This window comes from Microbispora oryzae (assembly GCF_017896165.1).
Lineage (GTDB): Bacteria > Actinomycetota > Actinomycetes > Streptosporangiales > Streptosporangiaceae > Microbispora > Microbispora oryzae.
On the sequence record NZ_JAFCNB010000007.1, the window covers coordinates 61,560 to 80,574 of the forward strand.

Sequence of the window (19,015 nt, forward strand, 5' to 3'; positions counted from 1 at the left end):
GGCCGTGCCCGCAGGTGGGGCGGCCCGGGAGGTGAAAGTTTCAGCCGCCGCCGGCGGACTGTGAGCCGTACGGCACCGGGGTTTAACAGCGTCCGGCATCCGGCGAAACCCGGCGAACCTAGCGTCCTCGTCGTGGATGCAGAGCTGTATACGAAACCGGATACGAGGACCGGCCTCCGCCGTGACCAGGTGTACGGCGAGCTCCGCCGGCGGCTGATGCTCGGCGAGTTCGCGCTCAGGTCACGACTGGTCGAGGAGCGGCTCGCCACGTTGCTGCGGGTCTCCAGGACGCCGGTGCGCGAGGCGCTCGTCCGCCTCCTCGCCGACGGCCTGGTGGAGCGGGGGGAGGACGGCGGCTACTACGTCGCCCAGCCCGACCTCACGGACCTGCGGGATCTGTACGAGCTGCGGATAACGCTGGAGCTGCGGGGCATCAGCCGGGCCCTGGAGCCGGGGGTGCGGGGGCACGACCCCGCCCTGCTCGAACCGCTGCGTGACCAGTGGCGCTCGCTGCGGGACGACCAGCCCGAGCCCGACCCGCAGTTCGTGCTGATGGACGAGGACTTCCACGTCACCATGAGCCGCGCCTCGGGGAACGCGGCGCTGACCGGCACCCTCGCCTCCGTGAACGCGCGGATCCGGGCGGTGCGCATGTACGACTTCCTGACCGCCGACCGCATCACCCTGACGATCCTGCAGCACATGGAGATCGTCGAGGAGGTCCTGGCGGGGCGTCTGGAGGACGCCCTCCGGGCGATGCGCCGGCACGTCGGGGAGTCCATGGACGTCGTCGAGCGCAGAGCCGCTCGCGCGATCACTCAGATGGCCCTCAACCGAGGCAGGCGCCATGACGTTGACCGAGGCTCCCACTAGACATCCCCTGCTCGCCGCCCGCGGGCTGACCCGGGCGTTCGGCGACGTCGTCGCCAACGACGGCGTCGACTTCGACGTCCTTCCCGGCGAGGTGCACGCCCTCGTCGGGGAGAACGGAGCGGGCAAGAGCACCCTTCTCAAGCTCATCTACGGCGTGCACCGGCCCGACTCGGGCCGGCTCACCGTCGACGGCGCGGCCGTCAGCATCGCCGGTCCCGCCGACGCCCTGTCTCTCGGGATCGGCATGGTGTTCCAGGACCTGAGGCTCGTTCCCGCCCTGACCGTGGCGGAGAACGTCGCCCTCGCCCTGCCCGGCAGGCTCCGCCTCGACGCCATGGCCCGGCGCGTCGCGGCGGCGGCCGAGGACTACGGCCTGGCCGTCGACCCGCTGACCCGCGTGGGCCACCTGTCCATCGGCGAACGCCAGCGGGCGGAGATCCTCAAGGTGCTGATCAGCGGCTCCCGGGTCGTCATCCTCGACGAGCCGACGAGCGTGCTCGCGCCGCAGGAGGTCGCCGCGCTCTTCGACGTCCTGCGGCGGCTGCGCGGCCTCGGCTACGGCGTCGTCATCGTCACCCACAAGCTGAACGAGGTGCGTGCGATCGCCGATCGGGTGACCGTGCTGCGCGGCGGCCGGGTGGTGCTCGGCGGGGCCGACCCGCGGGCGCACAGCGACGCCGAACTGGTCGAGGCGATGGTGGGCCGGGCCGTCCCGCCGCTGCCCGCGGACCGTCCCGCCCCGCCGCCCGGCCGGGCCCCGGCCGTGTCGCTCCGCGGGGTTGGCGCGTACGGCGAGGGCGGCGCGCTCCGCCTGCGGAACGTCACCCTCGACGTCATGCCCGGCGAGATCGTCGGTGTCGCCGGGGTCGCGGGCAGCGGGCAGCGCGAGCTCTGCGAGGTCGTCTGCGGGCTTCGACCGGTGGCCGCCGGCGTCGTCACGGCCGCCGGAGCGGTCGCCGAGGTGCCGGAGGATCCGCTGGCCGACGCCGTGGTGCCGGGGCTGACCGTGGTCGAGCACATCGCGCTGGGCCTGCCCGGTGTGCCGCGCAGGCGGTTCAACGTCGACTGGCGCCGGGTCGCCGGGCTCGCCCGCGAGCTGGACGCCGCGGTGGGGCTGGAGATGGCCCCGGGGCACCGCCGGGTGGCAGAACTGTCCGGCGGCAACGTCCAGCGGGTCATGCTCACCCGCGCGCTCGGCCGCGACGACACGGCCCTGGTGGTGGCCGCCTACCCGAGCCGCGGCCTCGACGTCGCCACCACGCGGCGCACCCAGGAGCTGCTGCTCGCCCGCGCCGCCGCCGGAGCGGGGGTGCTCGTCGTCTCGGAGGACCTCGACGAGCTGATCTCGATCAGCGACCGGATCGCCGTGATGCGGGGCGGCGAGCTGGCGGGGGTCGTCGACGCGCGCGGCGCCGACCGGCAGGAGATCGGCCGCCTGATGCTGGGCGGTGCGAGATGACCGCCACGCTTGCCTCGCCCGTCGAGAGCGCGGCGCCCCGCAGGACCGCGGCGCGCACGGCGGCCCGCCTGCTGGGCGCGCTCGCCGGGGCGCTCGCGATCTTCTGCGTGCTCCTGCTGGCCAAGGGCGCCGATCCGGTGACGGCGCTTGGCGACATGGTCGCCTCCGTCTTCACCGCGGAGAGCCTTGAGCAGATCGTCATCAAGGCGACCCCGTTGATCCTCGCGGCGATGGCCGTCGTGGTGCCCGCCCGGGCCGGGCTCACCAACGTCGGCGGCGAGGGACAGGTCGTCATCGGCGCGGTGGCCGGAGCCGGGGTGGGGCTCGCCGTCCCCGGACCGGCGGCGCTGCCGCTGACGCTGCTCGCCGGAGCCGTGGGAGGGGCCCTGTGGGCGGGCGTCGCCGCCGCGCTCCGGCTGGTCGTCGGGGTCAACGAGGCGGTCACGACGCTGCTGCTCAACTACGTCGCGCTCGACGTCATGCTCTACCTGATCTACGAGCCGTGGAAGGACCCGCACGGGTCGGGCCAGCCGGCCAGCCGCCCGCTGGACCTGGCCGCCCGATTGCCCCTGCTCAGCGGCACCGCGATCCACATGGGCATCGTCGTCGCGCTGGTCGCGGCCGTCGCCGTCTGGCTCGTGCTGCGCGGCACGTCGTTCGGGTTCCGCGTCTCCGTCGTCGGCGGCAATCCGGAGGCGGCGCGGCGGGCCGGGCTCCCCGTGGCCCGGCTGATCCTGCTGGCGATGCTGCTCGGCGGCGCCCTCGCGGGTCTCGCCGGGGCCGTCCACCTGGCGGGCGTCGAGTTCAAGCTGCGGCCCGGCCTCACCACGAACATCGGCTACATCGCGTTCCTCGCGGCCTGGCTCGCCCGCCACCGGCCGCTGCCCACCGTGGGCGCGGCGCTGCTGCTCGCCGCCGTGACCGTGGCCGGCGACAGCCTGCAACTCGACAGCGGGCTGCCGGCGGCGACCGTCAACATCCTGATGGGCCTCGTCCTGCTCGCCGTACTCGGATGGAGTCGCCGTGCTCGTCGTTGACATTCTCACCGGAGGGGTGCGCGGCGGGACGGCCATCATGTTCGCCGCGCTGGGGGAGACGCTGGCCGAGCGCGCCGGCGTCGTGAACCTCGGCACCGAGGGCTGCATGCTCGTCGGCGCCCTCGGCGGATACGCGGTGGCGGCCGAGACCGGCAACCCCTGGCTCGGCCTGCTCGCCGGGGCGCTCGCCGGCGCGGCACTGGGGCTGGTCCACGCCGTGGCGGTCGTGTGGCGCCGGGCCGACCAGTTCGCCACCGGCCTGACCCTGATGTTCCTCGGTCTCGGGCTGACCTCGCTCTTCGGGGCGGCCTACGTGGGAAAGGCCGCGCCCGGCTTCGACCCCGTCCCGCTGCCGCTCCTCGGCGACATCCCGATCGCCGGGGAGATCCTCTTCCGGCACGACCCGGTGACGTACCTGACCTTCGTCGTGGCCCCGCTGCTGTGGTTCACGCTGAACCGGACGAAGGCCGGACTACTCGTGCGGGCGGCCGGCGAGCGCGCCGACGTGCTCCACGTGCACGGGCACTCCGCCGATCTGGTCCGGACCGCCGCCGTCACCGCCGGGGCGGCGCTCGCCGGGCTCGGCGGGGCCCAGCTGTCCACGGCGTACGCCCACGCCTGGTTCGAGGGCATGACCGCGGGCCGCGGCTTCATCGCCGTCGCGCTCGTCATCTTCGCCGCCTGGCGCCCGCTGTGGGTGATGGCCGGGTCGTACCTCTTCGGCGCCGCGCTCGCGGTCGCGCCCGCCCTGCAGGCCCGCGGTCACGCGCTCAACCAGTTCGCGCTCGACGCGCTGCCCTTCGTCATCACGCTCGTGTTCCTCGCGGTCCTCGGCCGGCGCACGCTGCGCGCCGCCCCCGAGGAACTGCGCCGCGTCTTCGCCCGCTAGGGCCCGCACAACCTGGAGACCCCCCATGCGTAAGATCATCGCCGGCGCGGCGCTCGCCGCCCTGGCCACCGCCTGCTCCGCGAACACCGGCGGGACGGCCGCCTCCTCCTCGGGCGGGACGTCCGTACCGGGCAAGGGTTCGGCGGCCGTCGGCTTCATCTTCGTCGGCCCCAAGGACGACTACGGCTACAACCAGGCCGCCTACCAGGGCAGCCAGGCGGTTGCCAAGGCGTTCCCGCAGCTCAAGGTGCTCACGGCGGAGAACGTGCCGGAGGACGACAACGCCGCCCGGGTGATGAACAGCATGATCGCCAAGGGTGCGAAGATCGTCTTCGCCACGTCGTACGGCCACCTCGACGCCGCGCTCAAGGTCGCGGCCGAGCACCCTGACGTGGTGGTGGTCCAGCAGGGCAACCTCATCACCGGCACGACCCCGCGCAACGCCGGGACGTTCTTCGGCACCGTCTACGAACCCGTCTACCTCGCCGGCATCGCCGCGGGCAAGGCGACCAAGACCGGGAAGCTCGGCTACGTCTACGCCTTCCCGATCAGCCAGACGATCGACAACATCGACGCGTTCGAGCTGGGCGCCCAGTCGGTGAACCCGTCGGTCAGGACGTTCGCCGTGAGCACGTCGAGCTGGTGCGACCCGGCCAAGCAGGCCGAGGCCGCCGCGAACCTCCTCGAGCAGGGCGTCGACGTCATCACCCAGCACCAGGACTGCACGGCGACCGTCGTCAAGGCCACCGAGGCCGCAGGGAAGATGACCGTCGGCTATCACGCGGACGCCTCGTCGATCGCGCCCAAGGGCTGGCTCACCGGCTCGGAGTGGAACTGGGGACCGCTCTACTCCGACATCGTCCGCACCGCCCTCGACGGCGGATTCACCGGGTCCAAGTACAACGGCAACTTCCGCGTCGGCTACAAGACCGGCGACAACCCGTTCGTCCAGTCGGCGTACGGGCCGGCGGTCGGCGCCGAGACGCGCTCGCTCATCGAGGCGGCGAAGGAGAAGCTGAAGACCGGCTCGCCGTTCGCCGGTCCGGTCCGCGACCAGGAGGGCAAGGTCCGCGTCCCCGACGGCACGATCCCCGACTACGAGACGATCGAGAAGATCGACTACTTCGTGCAGGGGGTCGTCGGAAGCCTGCCCAAGTCATGATGTCGACCCCCTACCCCTGGCCGTGGCACGGGTGCCTCGATCCCCGGCGCCTGGCCGTCCTCGTGGTCGGCTGCGCGTCCCCGTACGAGGAGCTCCCCGGCTCCCCGCCGGTCGCGCTGCCGGTCGCGCTGCCGGGTTCCCTGCCGGAGATCGAGGCGGTCCGCGCGGCGCGCGTGGCGGGGCGGGTCGCGGGGGCGGCGCGGAAGGCGGGCGGCCTCGTCGTACGCGTGCGGGTCAGGCCGCCGCTGCGGCCCGGCCCCCCGCTCCCGCCGTACGCGTGGGGCGGCGGGAGCCCGGCGTTCCCGCTCGCGACGATCGGCCGGGAGGCGGCCCCGCAGGACACCGCGGACGCCGAGGTGCACGCGCCGGGATGGGACGGGTTCCACGGCAGCCCCCTCGACGAACTGCTCCGGGCGGCGGGCCGTGACCTGCTCGTCCTCGCCGGATGCTGCCTGGAGCTCGGCGTCCACTCGACCATGCGGTCGGCCAACGACCGGGGCTACGAATGCCTGCTGCTGGCCGACGCCTGCGCCGCCGCCGACCCGTCCCTGGCCGCCGGCGCCCTGTCCACGATCGAGATGTCCGGCGGCATCTTCGGCGCCGTCGGTTCGAGTGCCGACCTGCTTAAGGAGCTGTCATGAGATTTCCGGTTATCGAGGCCGAGCCGTACGGCTGGCCGTACGACGGCGGGCTGGATCCGGCGACGACCGCGCTGATCTGCGTCGACTGGCAGGTGGACTTCTGCGGCCCCGGCGGCTACGTCGACATGATGGGCTACGACCTGTCTCTCACGAGGGCCGGGCTCGAACCGACCACCCGCGTCCTGCGAGCCTGCCGCGACCTCGGCATGCTCGTCGTCCACACCAGGGAGGGACACCGGCCCGACCTCGCCGACTGCCCGCCCAACAAGCTGTGGCGGTCGGAACGGATCGGCGCGGGCATCGGGACCACGGGCCCCTGCGGGCGCATTCTGGTGCGCGGCGAACCCGGATGGGAGATCGTGCCCGAGGTCGCGCCGGCCGCGGGCGAACTCGTCGTCGACAAGCCGGGCAAGGGGGCGTTCTACGCCACCGACCTCGACCTGCTGCTGCGGACCCGGGGTATCACCCATCTGATCCTCACCGGCATCACCACCGACGTCTGCGTCCACACGACGATGCGGGAGGCCAACGACCGGGGCTACGAGTGCCTGCTGCTGTCCGACTGCACCGGCGCGACCGACCCGGGCAACTACGAGGCGGCGCTCAAGATGGTGACGATGCAGGGCGGCGTGTTCGGGGCGGTGGCGCCGTCGGCCGCCCTGCTGACGTCGCTGGGGGCCGGCGCCGGTGTTCGCTGAGCTGCGGGCCGGATACCGCACCGGCGCCCTCACCCCGCGCGACGTCGTCGCCGACGTCTTCAGCAAGATCAAGGAGCGTGGGGACGACGGCGTCTGGATCAGCCTCAGGCAAGAGGCGGAGGTCCTCGCGGACCTCGACGGGCTGGACCCGGAGCTGCCGCTCTACGGCCTGCCGTTCGCGGTCAAGGACAACATCGACGTGGCCGGTCTGCCCACCACCGCCGCCTGCCCCGCGTTCGCCTACCGGCCGGCGGCGACGGCTCCGGTGGTGGAGCGGCTGCTGGCGGCGGGCGCGGTGCTCGTCGGCAAGACGAACCTGGACCAGTTCGCCACCGGCCTGTCCGGGATGCGCAGCCCGTACGGGTCCTGCGAGTCGCCCCTGGTCCCCGGCCTCATCTCGGGCGGCTCGTCCTCCGGCTCCGCGGTCGCCGTGGCGGCGGGGCTCGTGCCGTTCGCGCTGGGCACCGACACCGCCGGGTCAGGACGTGTCCCGGCCGCGCTGACCGGGACGGTGGGCGTCAAGCCGTCGCGCGGGCTGGTGCCGGGCCTCGGCATCCTGCCGGCGTGCGCCTCGCTCGACTGCCCGAGCGTGTTCGCCGCCACGGTCGGCGACGCGGTGGAGGTGCTCCGGGTGATCGCGGGGCCGCATCCCGGCGACCCCTGGGCGCGCGTGCCGCCCGTGCCGCCTCTACCGCTGTCTTCCGGGTCACCGGTTTCCGGGCCGCCGCCTTCGGGGCCGCCTTCCGGCTCGCCCGGGTCGGCGTCGGCGGGGAGTGGCCCGCGCCGGATCGGCGTCCCGCTCGCCGCCCGCTTCTTCGGCGACGAGGCGGCCGAGTCGGCCTTCGCGGCGGCCGTCGAGCGGCTGGCCGCCCTCGGACACGTCCTCGTACCGGTCGACCTTGAGCCGTTCCTGGCCGCGGGGTCCCTGCTGTACGAGGGGCCGTGGGTGGCCGAGCGGCTCGCGAGCGTCGGAGACTTCGTCCACCGGCATCCGGAGCACCTCCACCCCGTCACCCGCGACGTCCTGGCCACCGGGCGCGCGGTGACCGGTGTCGACGTCTTCACCGGCATGCACCGGCTGCGGGAGCTGCGCGCGTCGACCCGTCCCGTCTGGGAACGCGTCGACGTGCTGGTGGTCCCCACCGTGCCCACCACGTTCACCCTGCGGGAGATGGCCGAGGATCCCATCGCCCGCAACTCCGTCCTCGGCCACTACACGACGTTCGCCAACCTGCTCGACCTGGCCGCCGTGGCCGTACCGGCCGGGTTCACCGCCAGGGGCAGGCCGCACGGCGTGACCTTCCTGGCCCCGGCGGGCTCGGACGGCGCGCTCCTGACGCTCGCGGCCGGCTTCACCGGCGATCCCTTCAGCGGCTCTGCCGGCATCGGAACCACTGGCGTCGGCCGCACCGGCGAGGGCGGGGCGGGCGCCGGAGCGTCCGGCCGGGTGACCCTGGCCGTGGTGGGCGCGCACCGCACGGGTCAGCCGCTCCATCACCACCTGATCGCGCTCGGTGCGGTGCCGGCCGGGATCGCCCGGACGGCCGCCGCCTACCGGCTCTACGACCTGGGCGATCGCCCCGGCCTGGTGAGGGAGACGGGCGGCGGCTCGGTGGAGGTCGAGCTGCACGAGCTCGCTCCGGCCGCGCTGGGGGAACTGCTCGTGACCATTCCCGAGCCGCTGGGCCTCGGGACCGTCGAGCTGCGGGACGGACGGCGTGTCCACGGGTTCCTGTGCGAGGCCTACGCGGCGGAGCGGGCGAGGGACATCACGTCCTACGCGAACTGGCCCGCCTACCTTCTGTCCCGCTCCGGGTGACGGCCCGTCCTGGCGTCGCCCCGGTCGTCGCACTGGTTTCGCGCTGGTTTCGCACTGGGTTCGCACTGTGCGAGCCGTCCGGACGAGGCACCCTCCATGCCTCGTCCGGACGGCGGTCATCGGCTATCCGGCCTCCGGGGGCCGCTCAGGTGCTCTGCAGCTTCGGCTGGGCCGGGGCCGCGTCGTACTCGCCGGCGCTTCCGCCTCCGCCCCGGGCGCGGCTGATCACCGTGTCGAGCGCCCAGGTGCCGGGGCCGAGCACGGCGATGAGGAAGAACGACCAGCAGAACAGCGCCGCCAGCTCACCGCCGTTGAGCAGGGGCAGGAAACCGTGGGGCAGGTGCACGACGAAGTACGCGTACGCCATCGATCCTGATGCGATCAGCGCCGAGACGCGGGTGAGGAGACCGATGAGCACGAGCGCGCCGAAGACCAGCTGGATGAGGGCGGCCCACCAGCCGGGCCAGGTGCCGAAGGGGATGGACTGCCCGGTGCCCCGATTGCCGCCGAAGACGCCGAAGATCGAGGACATGCCGTGGCAGACGAACAGTAGACCGGTCACGATCCGGAACAGCGACAGGATGGGTCCGCGGACCTGGTCGAATTTCATGTGAATCACCTCATGGGCTTTCGTGTGGTGCCGTACGCCCCGCACAGCGGTGCCTGCGTGCGGGGTCCGGCGTGAGGCACGGCGGAAATCAGAACGGTGCCGTTGCCGGTGAACAATGGGCGGGCGATGCGGTAAACCGAGGCGGTGGACCTGCGGAAACCTCTTCCGGTCCGGCTGTGCATGAAATGAGGAGAAACGGATTGGTTCCGGATCTCAGGCGGCCCGTGGTAACGCCATGGTCGTTCCCGTCGTATCGCTGTTCGCCCTGCAGATTCGGCCCGGCGGGCGCCGGGTCGATGCCGCCGAAGGCGCGTGACCTGCACACGCCGAGCGGGTTGAGTCGTGGCAAGCGTCGTCGCTGCCGTGCCGATTTCCGTACAGGTGAAACGCCCGGGCGATCGTCGGCGAATGGGGATCCGCCGACGCCCACCAAGGGTGCTCCCGGCGATATTCCCAGTCAAGGACGATTGTCATTCGCCGGTGAACGCGCACCGCATGCCTGCGCCGGCGGCGGCGCATCGCTATCTTCACCTGCTGCTTCTACCCCTGAGGGCGTGCGTCGCCTGATCCGGTATCCACATGACGGGTGAAAGTTTCTGTCAGGGATTGTGGTGATGCCGCAACTGTCGCCGGTTCAGGGTCCCGCGGGACGGTCTATCGGGTCCACAGCGATTCCTGTACGGCCTGGACGAGGGCGACCAGTTCCGGCGCCATCCGGCCGGCGGGCCAGGCGAGCGCGAAGGTCAGGCGCAGGTCGTCCACCCCGAGAGGCACGAACCGGATATCGTCTCGTCTGACCGTGCCGACGAGCAGCAGCGGGGTGGGGAGCAGGCCGACGCCCGCCGCGACGAGGTCGAGCGCCGGGGTGAAGTCGTCGATCTCGTCGCCGACGATGTGGTGGCGGTGCGCGCCGGGCACCCGGGCGGCCAGTCGCGCCCACGCTCCGCCGGGCGGCCGGTCACCCGGCAGCAGGATGCGATGACGGGCGAGCCGTTCGGGCTGGATACGCGGCAGGGACGCGAGCGGGTCGTGCGCGGGCACGGCCAGATGGGCCACCGGAACGTGAAACCGGGCGGCGGTGTCGAACTCCACGGGAAACGGCGCACCCATGATCGCGGCGGTCCCCTCGCCCGCCGTCAGAGCCGCCACGGCGGCGGCGCGGCCGGAGGTACGCAGCTCCACGTCCATGGCGGGGTCGCGCCGGGCCAGCCGGCGCGCCGTACGCGCGGCGAGCGGGCCGACGAGCGGGGGATAGAGCAGCCGAACGGCCGGCCCGGCCGCCGTCGTGATCCGCACCGCCTCGGCCGAGAAGGCGGCGGCCGACTCCAGGAGCCTCTCGGCGTACGGCAGCAGCGCCTTGCCCGCGGTCGAGAGCAGGACCTCCCGGCTCGTGCGTTCGAACAGTCGCATCCCCAGGCCGCGCTCCAGTCGCTTGACGGCGAGGCTCACGGCAGGCTGGGAGACGCCCATCTCCTCGGCGGCGCGCGAGAAGCTGAGATGGCGGGCGACGAGGACGAAACAACCGACGTCGCGCAGCGGAGGGCCCGGGTCCACGTTCCAGTATGCGCAGGCCGCCGGCCCCGTCCGCCCGGCAGGCGGCGATACCCGTTCGGCGGCGAGAAGTTCTGCTATCCGGCTGCCTGGAACGCCAAGGGTCTTATAAGCGCCGAATATATGTACTCGTTGTGATGCGATCGCAGGAGGCGACGACCGGCCTGTCGAGCCGCCCAATCAGCTGGTGCCGGCGGCGCTGTGCGTCTGTTCGCGGGTCAGATGCTGCGGTGGTTGCGCACAGCGGATTCGAGCTGAGGCAGCTGGGGCCCGAGCGCGGCGTCGACGGCGAGCGGGTCACTGACGTGCAGCCGCTGCATGGCTCGCCGGGTGGACAGACTGGTGTTGATCTCGTGCTCGCCGCGGCCGAGCGCGTCGAGCAGGTCGGTCACCACCTCTTCGACCGGGCGGCGGCCGAAACCCAGGTCCTCCCCCGCGGCCGAACTGTCCATCATCGCCGTGGCTGTGGCCCCGGGATACCAGGTGGCGACGTGCACGCCGGTGCCCTGAAGCTCCCGGCGCAGCGCGTGACCAAACGCGGCCAGGCCCGCCTTGGTCGCCGCATAGGTCGCGTAGAAGGGCAGCGGGAGCAGTGCCATGCCGCTGGCGATACCCAGCACGACGCTGTCGCGTCGCCGGCCGAGGCCGTCCACGTCGGCGGAGCGCTCGGATTGGGCGGCCGCGCGCAGATCGGGCAGCAAGGCGCGAGTGAGCAGGATCGGCGCGGTCAAGTTGAGATCCACCATCGCCCGCACATCCGCTACATCGCACTCTTCCAGCCGCCCCGCGCGCACGTTGCCGGCATTGTTGATCAATAAATCGACCTTGCCCAGCACCGTGCGCGCAGTGTCGGCGACCTTCTCCTCGGCCCCCTCGGCGGTGATGTCGGCGGCCAGCACCTCGGCTGCGCCGCCGGCCCGCGCCACCGCCGAGGCGGTCTCCCGCAACGCCTGCTCGCGGCGCCCCACCAGCAGCAACCGGGCTCCGCGCCGGCCGAACTGTTCGGCCAGCGCGCGGCCGATCCCGCTCCCCGCCCCGGTAATCACCCCAGACCGCTCGGTCATGTCAATAGGCGGCGGTGTTTCGGTCATGTGCGCTCCTTGGCATTGTGCGGGCCCGTTTTCACTTCTGGTCGGAGCCCGGGAAAACGTCAGCTAGTCGCCGGCTACGGCCGCTGCCTGGCACGCCGCGAATCGGGATCGGTGACCCGCCCCGTCGGCCACCGGCTAGGCGACCGCCGCCGGCGGCGTGCAGGCGGCTGAGTAACCGCAGTCCCCTAGCCGCATGTTCGGATGGCCGGAACATAGCACATGTTCGGGCTGGGCGAACATGTGCGGCTACCATGGCAGTGTGGCAAGCCGAACAGCGACCGATCTTGTGCATCCTGATCGAGAGGAACTGGTCTTCGCTCGCGTCATGGGGGCGCTGAGCGATCCGGTGCGCCTCGGCGTGGTCGCTCGCCTGGCAGAGGCCGGTGGCGAGCTGGCGTGCGGGACCATCACCACGCCGGTGAGCAAGTCCACCCAGAGCGCTCATTTCAAGATCCTCCGAGAAGCCGGAGTGATACATCAGCGAGACCAGGGAACCCGGCGCCTGAACCGGCTACGCCGAGACGACCTAGACGCTCGCTTCCCGGGCCTGCTTGACCTCGCCATCACCCACGGACGCGACGTGATCGCCGAGTGGGCGCGCCGGCCGCAGGCGACCGGAAGATCGGGTTGACCATCGTCCGGCCCCTGCCCGCCGGATGGACACGTCCTGAGCCCTCCGCGTGTCCAGTCCATGACGACGGCGTACAGCGAGAAGCCGGACGAAGTGATCCATAAGGAGGGTGAATGGATCCGGCTCTGTCAGGTTCGGCGCGGGGAGGATGCGTGGCGTCCTGTTGACCTGGCGAACGAGGAGCCGGCATGACATCGTCCTTTCCCGCATCGACCGTGCTCGGGTATCCGAGGATCGGGCCGCGCCGGGAGTTGAAGCGGGCGCTGGAGTCGTACTGGGAGGGCCGGTCGAGCCGGGAGGAGCTGGAGGACGCGGGACGGCGGTTGCGGGCGGACACCTGGCGGCGGCTCGCCGCGCTCGGACTGAAGGGCCTGCCGTCGAACACCTTCTCCTATTACGACCACGTGCTCGACACGGCGGTGCTGCTGGGGGCGGTGCCCGAGCGGTATCGGCGGGACGACGACCTGGCGACCTACTTCGCGATGGCGCGTGGCGCGGATGGCGTCGCCCCGCTGCGCATGACGAAGTGGTTCGACACGAACTACCACTACATCGTGCCCGAGGTGGGGCCGGACACCGCGTTCTCCCTCGACTCCCGGGCGCCCGTGGCCGAGTTGCGGGAGGCGCGCGAGCTGGGGCTGGAGATCCGGCCGGTGCTCGTCGGGCCCGTCACGTTCCTCCTGCTGGCGCAGGCGGCGCCGGGGAGCCCGCCCGGTTTCCGCCCGATCGACCGGCTGGACGAGGTCGTCGAGGTGTACTCCGAACTGCTGGCGGAGCTGGCCGCCGAGGGCGCCCGCTGGGTGCAGATCGACGAGCCCGCCCTGGTGGCCGACCGCACGGAGGCGGAGCTGGACGCCGTCGCTGCGGCGTACGGACGGCTCGGCGGCCTGGCCGAGCGGCCGGGACTGTTCGTGGCCTCCTACTTCGGTGATCTGGGAGACGCCCTGCCCGTTCTCGCGGCGACGCCGGTCGAGGCCGTCGGCCTGGACCTGGTCCGGGGACGCGGGCCCAAGCCGGGGCAGCGGCCAGGGGAGCGGGACCCACGGTGGGACGTGCTCGCGGGCACGACGGTGGTCGCGGGAGTCGTGTCCGGCCGGGACGTCTGGCGCGTGGACCGCGAGCGGGCGCTGGCCGCGCTGCTGACCGTGCGGGAGCACGCGGAGCATGTGGTGGTGAGCACGTCGTGCTCACTGCTGCATGTGCCGTACGACGTGGGGGCGGAGACGCACCTCGACCCGGAGCTGCGGCGGCGCCTGGCCTTCGCCGACCAGAAGGTGGGGGAGGTGGTCGCTCTCGCGGAGCTGCTCGCGGCCACCCCCGAGGGCCACGTCCCGGCTCCGGCGCCCGAGCCGGCGCCGGTCGCGCCGCCTCTGCCGGCGCCGTCCCGGCGGAGCCCCTACCCGGTGCGGGCGGCGGCGCAGGCGGGGCATCTGCGGCTGCCGCCTCTCCCGGTGACCACGATCGGCTCGTTCCCGCAGACCGGCGAGCTGCGCCGGGCCCGGGCGGCGCTGACGGCGGGCGAGCTCAGCGAGGAGGCGTACGAGGCGCTGGTGCGGGCGGAGATCGAGCGGGTCGTCGCGCTGCAGGAGCGGCTCGGGGTGGACGTACTCGTCCACGGCGAGCCGGAGCGCAACGACATGGTGCAGTACTTCGCCGAGCACCTCGACGGCTTCGCCGTCACCCGTCACGGCTGGGTCCAGTCGTACGGCTCGCGCTGCACCCGGCCGCCCATCCTGTACGCCGACGTCAAGCGGCCGGAGCCCATCACGGTCCGGTGGGCCCGGTACGCGCGGTCCCTCACCGACAAACCGGTCAAGGGCATGCTCACGGGTCCGGTGACCATCGTCGCGTGGTCGTTCGTCCGCGACGATCTGCCGCTGCGCGACGTGGTGTTCCAGGTGGCGGACGCCGTACGGGAGGAGGTGGGTGACCTCGAGGCCGCCGGCGTGCCGGTCATCCAGGTGGACGAACCGGCCCTGCGTGAGCTGATGCCGCTACGACGGCGCGACCAGGACGCGTACCTGGAATGGGCGGTGGAGGCCTATCGGCGGGCGACCTCAGCCGCCGCCGATCACACCCAGATCCACACGCACCTGTGCTATTCGGACGCCGACCAGATCCTGGCCGCGATCGACGGCCTCGACGCCGACGTCACCACGATCGAGTCGGCGCGGTCGCGGGGGCGGATCCTGCCGGCCGTGGGCGGGTTCTCCCGGGGGCTGGGCCCGGGGGTCTACGACATCCACTCGCCGCGCGTGCCCACGGAGGAGGAGGTGGCGGAGTCGCTGGCGGAGATCCTGCGGGTCCTGCCGGTCGAGCGGGTCTGGGTCAACCCCGACTGTGGCCTGAAGACCAGGACGTACGAGCAGGTCGAGGCGGCGCTGGCCAACGTCGTCCGGGCGGCGGCCCGGCTCAGGGGCACCGTGTCCTGAGCGGCGGGCGGGGCGGCGGCCAGGCCTCCGGAAAGCCGGGCAGGCCTCCGGAAAGCCGGGCAGGACGCCGGGAAACGTGGGGGGACGCCGGGGAACGCCGGGGAACGCCGCCCCGTCACGCTGTCGTCACCACGCGGTCTCAGAGAATTCCCCGAATCGACGGGTAGCGTCGAGCGGCATGACCTGGCAGCGCAAGATGAACGGCGCGCTCGTCAAGTTCGCGGGCGTGCGCCTCACCCGGGTCGGCGGACCTTCGCCGGCCGATTCCTCCCCGGCCGCCGCGCCGGAGGAACTGGTCCGCCCGCCCGCGGATCCGGCGGCCGATCGGCTGCTGGAGGCCCCCGTCTTCATCCTCTCCCCGGTGAGATCGGGCTCCACTCTGCTGCGCGCCGTGCTCAACGCCCATTCCGAATTACACGCCCCGCACGAGCTGCACGTCCGCCGCCTGACGGTCGGATTCGGCACTCCACTGGCCAGGAAGGCGATGGGGGCCCTCGGGCACAACCAGGCCGACCTCGAACACCTGTTATGGGATCGGGTGCTCCACCGCGAGCTGGTGCGGAGCGGCAAACGGACGATCGTCGACAAGACCCCCGCGAACGCCTTCGCGTACAAGCGCATTTCCACCTGCTGGCCGGACGCGCGGTTCGTGTTCCTGCTGCGGCACCCCGCGTCCATCGCCGCCTCCTGGTACGAGGCCGCGCCGGACCGGCGGACGCGGGAGGAGGCCGCCGCCGACGCGCTGCGCTACATGAAGGCGGTGCAGCGCGCCAGGAAGGCGCTGCACGGCCTGACCGTGCGGTACGAGGACCTGACGGCGGATCCGGAGCGGGTGACCCGTTCCGTCTGCGACTTCCTCGGCGTGGTCTGGGAGCCGGGCATGCTCGGCTACGGCGCGCAGGACGTGGTGCAGAAGGGCCTGGGCGACTGGAAGGACAAGATCCGCTCGGGCGCCGTCCAGCCGGGCCGCGAGCTGCCCGCGGCGGAGGAGATACCGGAGATCCTCAGACCCATGTGCCGCACGTGGGGCTACCTGCCCGGAAAGGAGGGCGACGCCTCGTGAGGATCCGCTATGTGCTCCTCCACGCCTACGGCATGGGCGGAACCATTCGCACGGTGGTCAACCAGGCGAACGCGATGGCGGCGATCGGCCACGACGTGGAGATCGTCAGTGTCGTACGGCGGCGGGAGGAGCCGCAGTTCGCCCTCGACCCCGCCGTGTCGCTCGTGCCGCTGGTCGACCAGCGGGAGGGCGTGCGGCCAGACGGGGTGGGGCGCAAGGTGTGGCGCCGGCTCCGCGGCAAGATCGTCCCGCACGGCGAGTTCGCGGCGTCCTACTTCACCGAGCGGGTGGAGAAGGCCGTGATCGACTACGTCTCCTCCGTGGACGAGGGCATCCTGGTGACCACCCGGCCCGCGTTGAACCTGATCGCGGCGCGGCGGGGCAGGCCGTCCGTGGTGCGGGTGGCGCAGGAGCACATGAATCTGGCGGCCTATCCGGAGACCATCCGTCAGGAGATCGCCCGCCACTACGACGCCTTCGACGCGGTCGCCGTGCTGACCGGGACCGACCGCGAGGAGTATCAGCGGCTGCTGCCGCGCACCCCGATCGTCCGCATCCCCAATGCCGTCGAGACGGTGGGGCGGGAGCCGTCCCGGCAGCGTAACCCTGTGATCGTGGCCGCCGGGCGGCTCGTCGCGCAGAAGGGGTTCGACCTGCTGATCCCGGCGTTCGCCCAGGTCGTGCGGCGGCATCCGGAGTGGCGGCTGCGCATCTTCGGCACCGGGCCCAAGACGGCCGAGTTACGCGGACTGATCAGCGAGCACGGGCTGAGCGCGCAGGTGTCGCTCAAGGGGCGCACCTCCCGGCTGCCCGAGGAACTCGCCCGCGCCTCCGTGTACGCGTTGAGCTCCCGCTTCGAGGGGCTCCCCATGGTCATGATCGAGGCGATGAGCCACGCGCTGCCGGTGGCCGCCTTCGACTGCCCGACCGGCCCGGGTGACGTGCTGACCCACGAGGTCGACGGCCTGCTCGTGCCGCAGCGGGACGTCGACGCCCTCGCCGCCGCGCTCGACCGGCTCGTGTCGGACCGGGAGCTGCGGCTGCGGCTGGGCGGCGCGGCGGCCGTCACCGCCCGCGGTTACGCGCCGGAGGCCGTCATGCCGATGTGGGAGGAGCTGTTCCTCGACCTCACCGGCGGCAAGCCGCTGGGTGACGGCTACCGGGCCGTCTCACGCGGGGTGACCAGCCCGGACTCGTAGGCGAAGACGACGAGCTGGGCCCGGTCGCGCGCGCCCAGCTTCGTCATCGCCCGGCTGACGTGCGTCTTGGCGGTCAGCGGGCTGATCACCATGTGCCGGGCGATCTCCGCGTTGGACAGGCCCCGCGCCACCAGGGCGACGACCTCGCGCTCGCGCTGCGTCAGCGCGCCGAGCGCGGTCACCGGCACGCCCTCGGGCGGCCGGGAGACATACTCGCTGATCAGTCTGCGGGTGATGCCCGGCGACAGCAGCGCGTCGCCCCGCGCCGCGACGCGGATCGCCTGGAGCAGCTCCGCGGGCTCGGTGTCCTTCAGCAGGAAGCCGCTCGCGCCCGCGCGCAGGGCGCTGAACACGTACTCGTCCAGCCCGAAGTTGGTCAGGATCACCACGTGGACGGCGGCCAGCCGCGGGTCGGCGCAGATGAGGCGGGTGGCCTCGATCCCGTCCAGGTCCGGCATCTGGATGTCCACGAGCGCCACGTCGGGCACCAGCCGCCGGGCGAGGGACACGCCGTCTTCGCCGTTCCCGGCCTCCCCGACCACCTCGATCCCGTCCTCGGAGTTGAGCAGCGCCCGGAATCCCGCGCGGATCAGCGCCTGGTCGTCGACGAGCAGCACCCTGATCACGCGGCCCCCCTGGCGTCTTCACCCGCGGAGACGTCCGCCCGTCCCGATGCCGTCAGGGGCAGCTCGGCCCGTACGGCGAAACCCCCTTCGGGCCGCGGACCGGCGAGCAGTTGCCCGCCGAGGGCGCTCACCCGCTCCCGCATGCCCGTCAGGCCCACGCCGGGCCGGTGCGAGCCCCCGGTCGCGAACTCGGAGACGACGGACGCCCGACGTCCGTCGTCGTCCACCCGGACGACCAGCGCGTCCGGCTCGTAGGCGACGCGGACGGTGGCCTGGGAGCCGGGGGCGTGCCGGGCGACGTTGGTGAGCGACTCCTGCACGATGCGGTAGGCGGCCCAGTCGACCTCGGGCGGCAGCGGGCGTACGGCGCCGCCCGTCGACAGGGTCGCCCGCACCCCCACAGACCTGGCCCGCTCGACCAGCTCGCCCAGCCGGTCGACGCGGGTCTCGGGCTGCTCGCCGGGGTCGCGGAGCAGCTCCAGGGTCGCCCGCAGCTCGCGCATCGCCTCGCCGCTCGCCTCCTCGATGGCCAGCAGCGCCGGCGGCACGTCCTCTCCGCGCTTGCGCGAGAGATGTACGGCGACACCGGCCTGGACCTTGACGATCGAGATCGTGTGGGTGAGGGAGTCGTGCAGCTCACGCGCGATCCGCAGCCGTTCCTCGCCCGCCCGGCGCAGCGCCGTCTCCTCGCGGGTGCGCTCGGCGTCCAGGGCGCGCTGCTCGGCGTGCTCCAGGTGGGCCCGGCGCTGCCGGGTGACGGTCCCCGCGATGTTGGCCGCGACGAACCATCCGACCAGCAGACCGGTCCGATCCACGATCTCGCCCGGCGGCCGGACACCCGGGTCGGCGAGCTGGATCAGCAGCGCGCCGAGCAGGAAGACGCCGCTGCCCCCCGCGGCGACCACCGTGCGGCCCGTCACGGCCACGGCGTAGACCGTGATCAGCACGGGGAACGCGGAGGACGTCTGTGCGGGGACCGACAACGTGTAGGCCAGCATGCAGGCGGTGGCCACGGTCAGGGCGGCGACGGGCGTCCGCCGGGTCGCGAGCAGGGCGAGGGAGCCGCCGGCCATGGCGAGATATCCCGGCAGGCCGACCGTCCCCCGTACGGCCGGTGCCAGCGCGCCGGCGACCAGCAGCACGGCGACCCCGGCCGCGAGGGCAGGCAGGGCCAGGTGCGCCCGCCAGGCGCGATCACCCCTCATGCGGGCAGCGTAGACCGCCCGCGCGTCCC

Annotated in this window: 17 protein-coding genes; 12 read left to right on the top strand and 5 right to left on the bottom strand. The window is 72.8% G+C overall.

The window, feature by feature from the left end; genetic code table 11:
• Positions 1–132: 132 nt before the first annotated feature.
• The 8 genes from JOL79_RS14920 to JOL79_RS14955 are packed head-to-tail and all read left to right on the top strand — an operon-like array spanning position 133 to position 8,578.
• The gene (locus JOL79_RS14920) at positions 133–873 is read left to right on the top strand and encodes a GntR family transcriptional regulator (RefSeq protein WP_307848528.1); all 741 of its coding nucleotides are present in this window, start codon (positions 133–135) and stop codon (positions 871–873) included.
• Positions 848–2,332 (top strand): ABC transporter ATP-binding protein, encoded by a 1,485-nt coding sequence (locus JOL79_RS14925; RefSeq protein WP_210156406.1) that lies wholly within the window; start codon positions 848–850, stop codon positions 2,330–2,332. Before JOL79_RS14920 ends, JOL79_RS14925 begins: the two co-directional genes overlap by 26 nt.
• Positions 2,329–3,369 carry an ABC transporter permease gene (locus JOL79_RS14930; protein WP_210156407.1) on the top strand — a complete coding sequence of 347 codons (1,041 nt, stop codon included), beginning with the start codon at positions 2,329–2,331 and terminating at the stop codon, positions 3,367–3,369. The genes JOL79_RS14925 and JOL79_RS14930 overlap by 4 nt, the downstream gene beginning before the upstream one ends.
• On the top strand, positions 3,356–4,258 hold the full coding sequence (locus JOL79_RS14935) for an ABC transporter permease (RefSeq protein WP_210156408.1): 903 nt from the start codon (positions 3,356–3,358) through the stop codon (positions 4,256–4,258). The genes JOL79_RS14930 and JOL79_RS14935 overlap by 14 nt, the downstream gene beginning before the upstream one ends.
• 25 nt (positions 4,259–4,283) lie before the next feature.
• The gene (locus tag JOL79_RS14940) at positions 4,284–5,420 is read left to right on the top strand and encodes a BMP family ABC transporter substrate-binding protein (protein ID WP_210156409.1); all 1,137 of its coding nucleotides are present in this window, start codon (positions 4,284–4,286) and stop codon (positions 5,418–5,420) included.
• Positions 5,417–6,061, top strand: a complete 645-nt coding sequence (locus tag JOL79_RS14945; protein WP_210156410.1) for a cysteine hydrolase family protein — start codon at positions 5,417–5,419, stop codon at positions 6,059–6,061. The genes JOL79_RS14940 and JOL79_RS14945 overlap by 4 nt, the downstream gene beginning before the upstream one ends.
• Positions 6,058–6,759 carry a biuret amidohydrolase gene (gene biuH, locus JOL79_RS14950; RefSeq protein WP_210156411.1) on the top strand — a complete coding sequence of 234 codons (702 nt, stop codon included), beginning with the start codon at positions 6,058–6,060 and terminating at the stop codon, positions 6,757–6,759. Before JOL79_RS14945 ends, biuH begins: the two co-directional genes overlap by 4 nt.
• Positions 6,749–8,578, top strand: a complete 1,830-nt coding sequence (locus JOL79_RS14955) for an allophanate hydrolase (RefSeq protein WP_210156412.1) — start codon at positions 6,749–6,751, stop codon at positions 8,576–8,578. The genes biuH and JOL79_RS14955 overlap by 11 nt, the downstream gene beginning before the upstream one ends.
• A 145-nt stretch (positions 8,579–8,723) precedes the next feature.
• Here the strand turns inward: JOL79_RS14955 and JOL79_RS14960 are convergent, their stop codons facing one another.
• The 3 genes from JOL79_RS14960 to JOL79_RS14970 form a co-directional block, all read right to left on the bottom strand.
• Complete coding sequence (locus JOL79_RS14960; protein ID WP_210156413.1) at positions 8,724–9,188, bottom strand: DoxX family protein; 465 nt, start codon at positions 9,186–9,188, stop codon at positions 8,724–8,726.
• Between the two features lie 654 nt (positions 9,189–9,842).
• Positions 9,843–10,742 carry a LysR family transcriptional regulator gene (locus JOL79_RS14965; protein ID WP_210156414.1) on the bottom strand — a complete coding sequence of 300 codons (900 nt, stop codon included), beginning with the start codon at positions 10,740–10,742 and terminating at the stop codon, positions 9,843–9,845.
• A 215-nt stretch (positions 10,743–10,957) separates the two neighbouring features.
• Positions 10,958–11,830 carry an SDR family NAD(P)-dependent oxidoreductase gene (locus tag JOL79_RS14970; protein ID WP_210156415.1) on the bottom strand — a complete coding sequence of 291 codons (873 nt, stop codon included), beginning with the start codon at positions 11,828–11,830 and terminating at the stop codon, positions 10,958–10,960.
• 193 nt (positions 11,831–12,023) lie between these two features.
• On the opposite strand from JOL79_RS14970, the gene JOL79_RS14975 reads away from it, so the two are divergent.
• The 4 genes from JOL79_RS14975 (at position 12,024) to JOL79_RS14990 (ending at position 17,155) form a co-directional block, all read left to right on the top strand.
• Positions 12,024–12,461 carry an ArsR/SmtB family transcription factor gene (locus JOL79_RS14975; RefSeq protein WP_230984815.1) on the top strand — a complete coding sequence of 146 codons (438 nt, stop codon included), beginning with the start codon at positions 12,024–12,026 and terminating at the stop codon, positions 12,459–12,461.
• A gap of 188 nt (positions 12,462–12,649) precedes the next feature.
• Positions 12,650–14,893 (top strand): 5-methyltetrahydropteroyltriglutamate--homocysteine S-methyltransferase, encoded by a 2,244-nt coding sequence (gene metE / locus JOL79_RS14980; protein ID WP_210156416.1) that lies wholly within the window; start codon positions 12,650–12,652, stop codon positions 14,891–14,893.
• Positions 14,894–15,071: 178 nt separating this feature from the next.
• Positions 15,072–15,956 carry a sulfotransferase family protein gene (locus tag JOL79_RS14985; RefSeq protein ID WP_210156417.1) on the top strand — a complete coding sequence of 295 codons (885 nt, stop codon included), beginning with the start codon at positions 15,072–15,074 and terminating at the stop codon, positions 15,954–15,956.
• Complete coding sequence (locus JOL79_RS14990; RefSeq protein ID WP_210156418.1) at positions 15,953–17,155, top strand: glycosyltransferase family 4 protein; 1,203 nt, start codon at positions 15,953–15,955, stop codon at positions 17,153–17,155. The genes JOL79_RS14985 and JOL79_RS14990 overlap by 4 nt, the downstream gene beginning before the upstream one ends.
• Here JOL79_RS14990 and JOL79_RS14995 read toward each other — a convergent pair.
• Together JOL79_RS14995 and JOL79_RS15000 are read right to left on the bottom strand one after the other, a co-directional pair.
• Entirely contained in the window at positions 17,113–17,781 is a 669-nt protein-coding gene (locus JOL79_RS14995) for a response regulator (RefSeq protein WP_210156419.1), read from the bottom strand. The two genes, JOL79_RS14990 and JOL79_RS14995, sit on opposite strands and share 43 nt — an antisense overlap.
• On the bottom strand, positions 17,778–18,986 hold the full coding sequence (locus tag JOL79_RS15000) for a sensor histidine kinase (protein WP_210156420.1): 1,209 nt from the start codon (positions 18,984–18,986) through the stop codon (positions 17,778–17,780). Before JOL79_RS15000 ends, JOL79_RS14995 begins: the two co-directional genes overlap by 4 nt.
• Positions 18,987–19,015 lie beyond the last annotated feature (29 nt).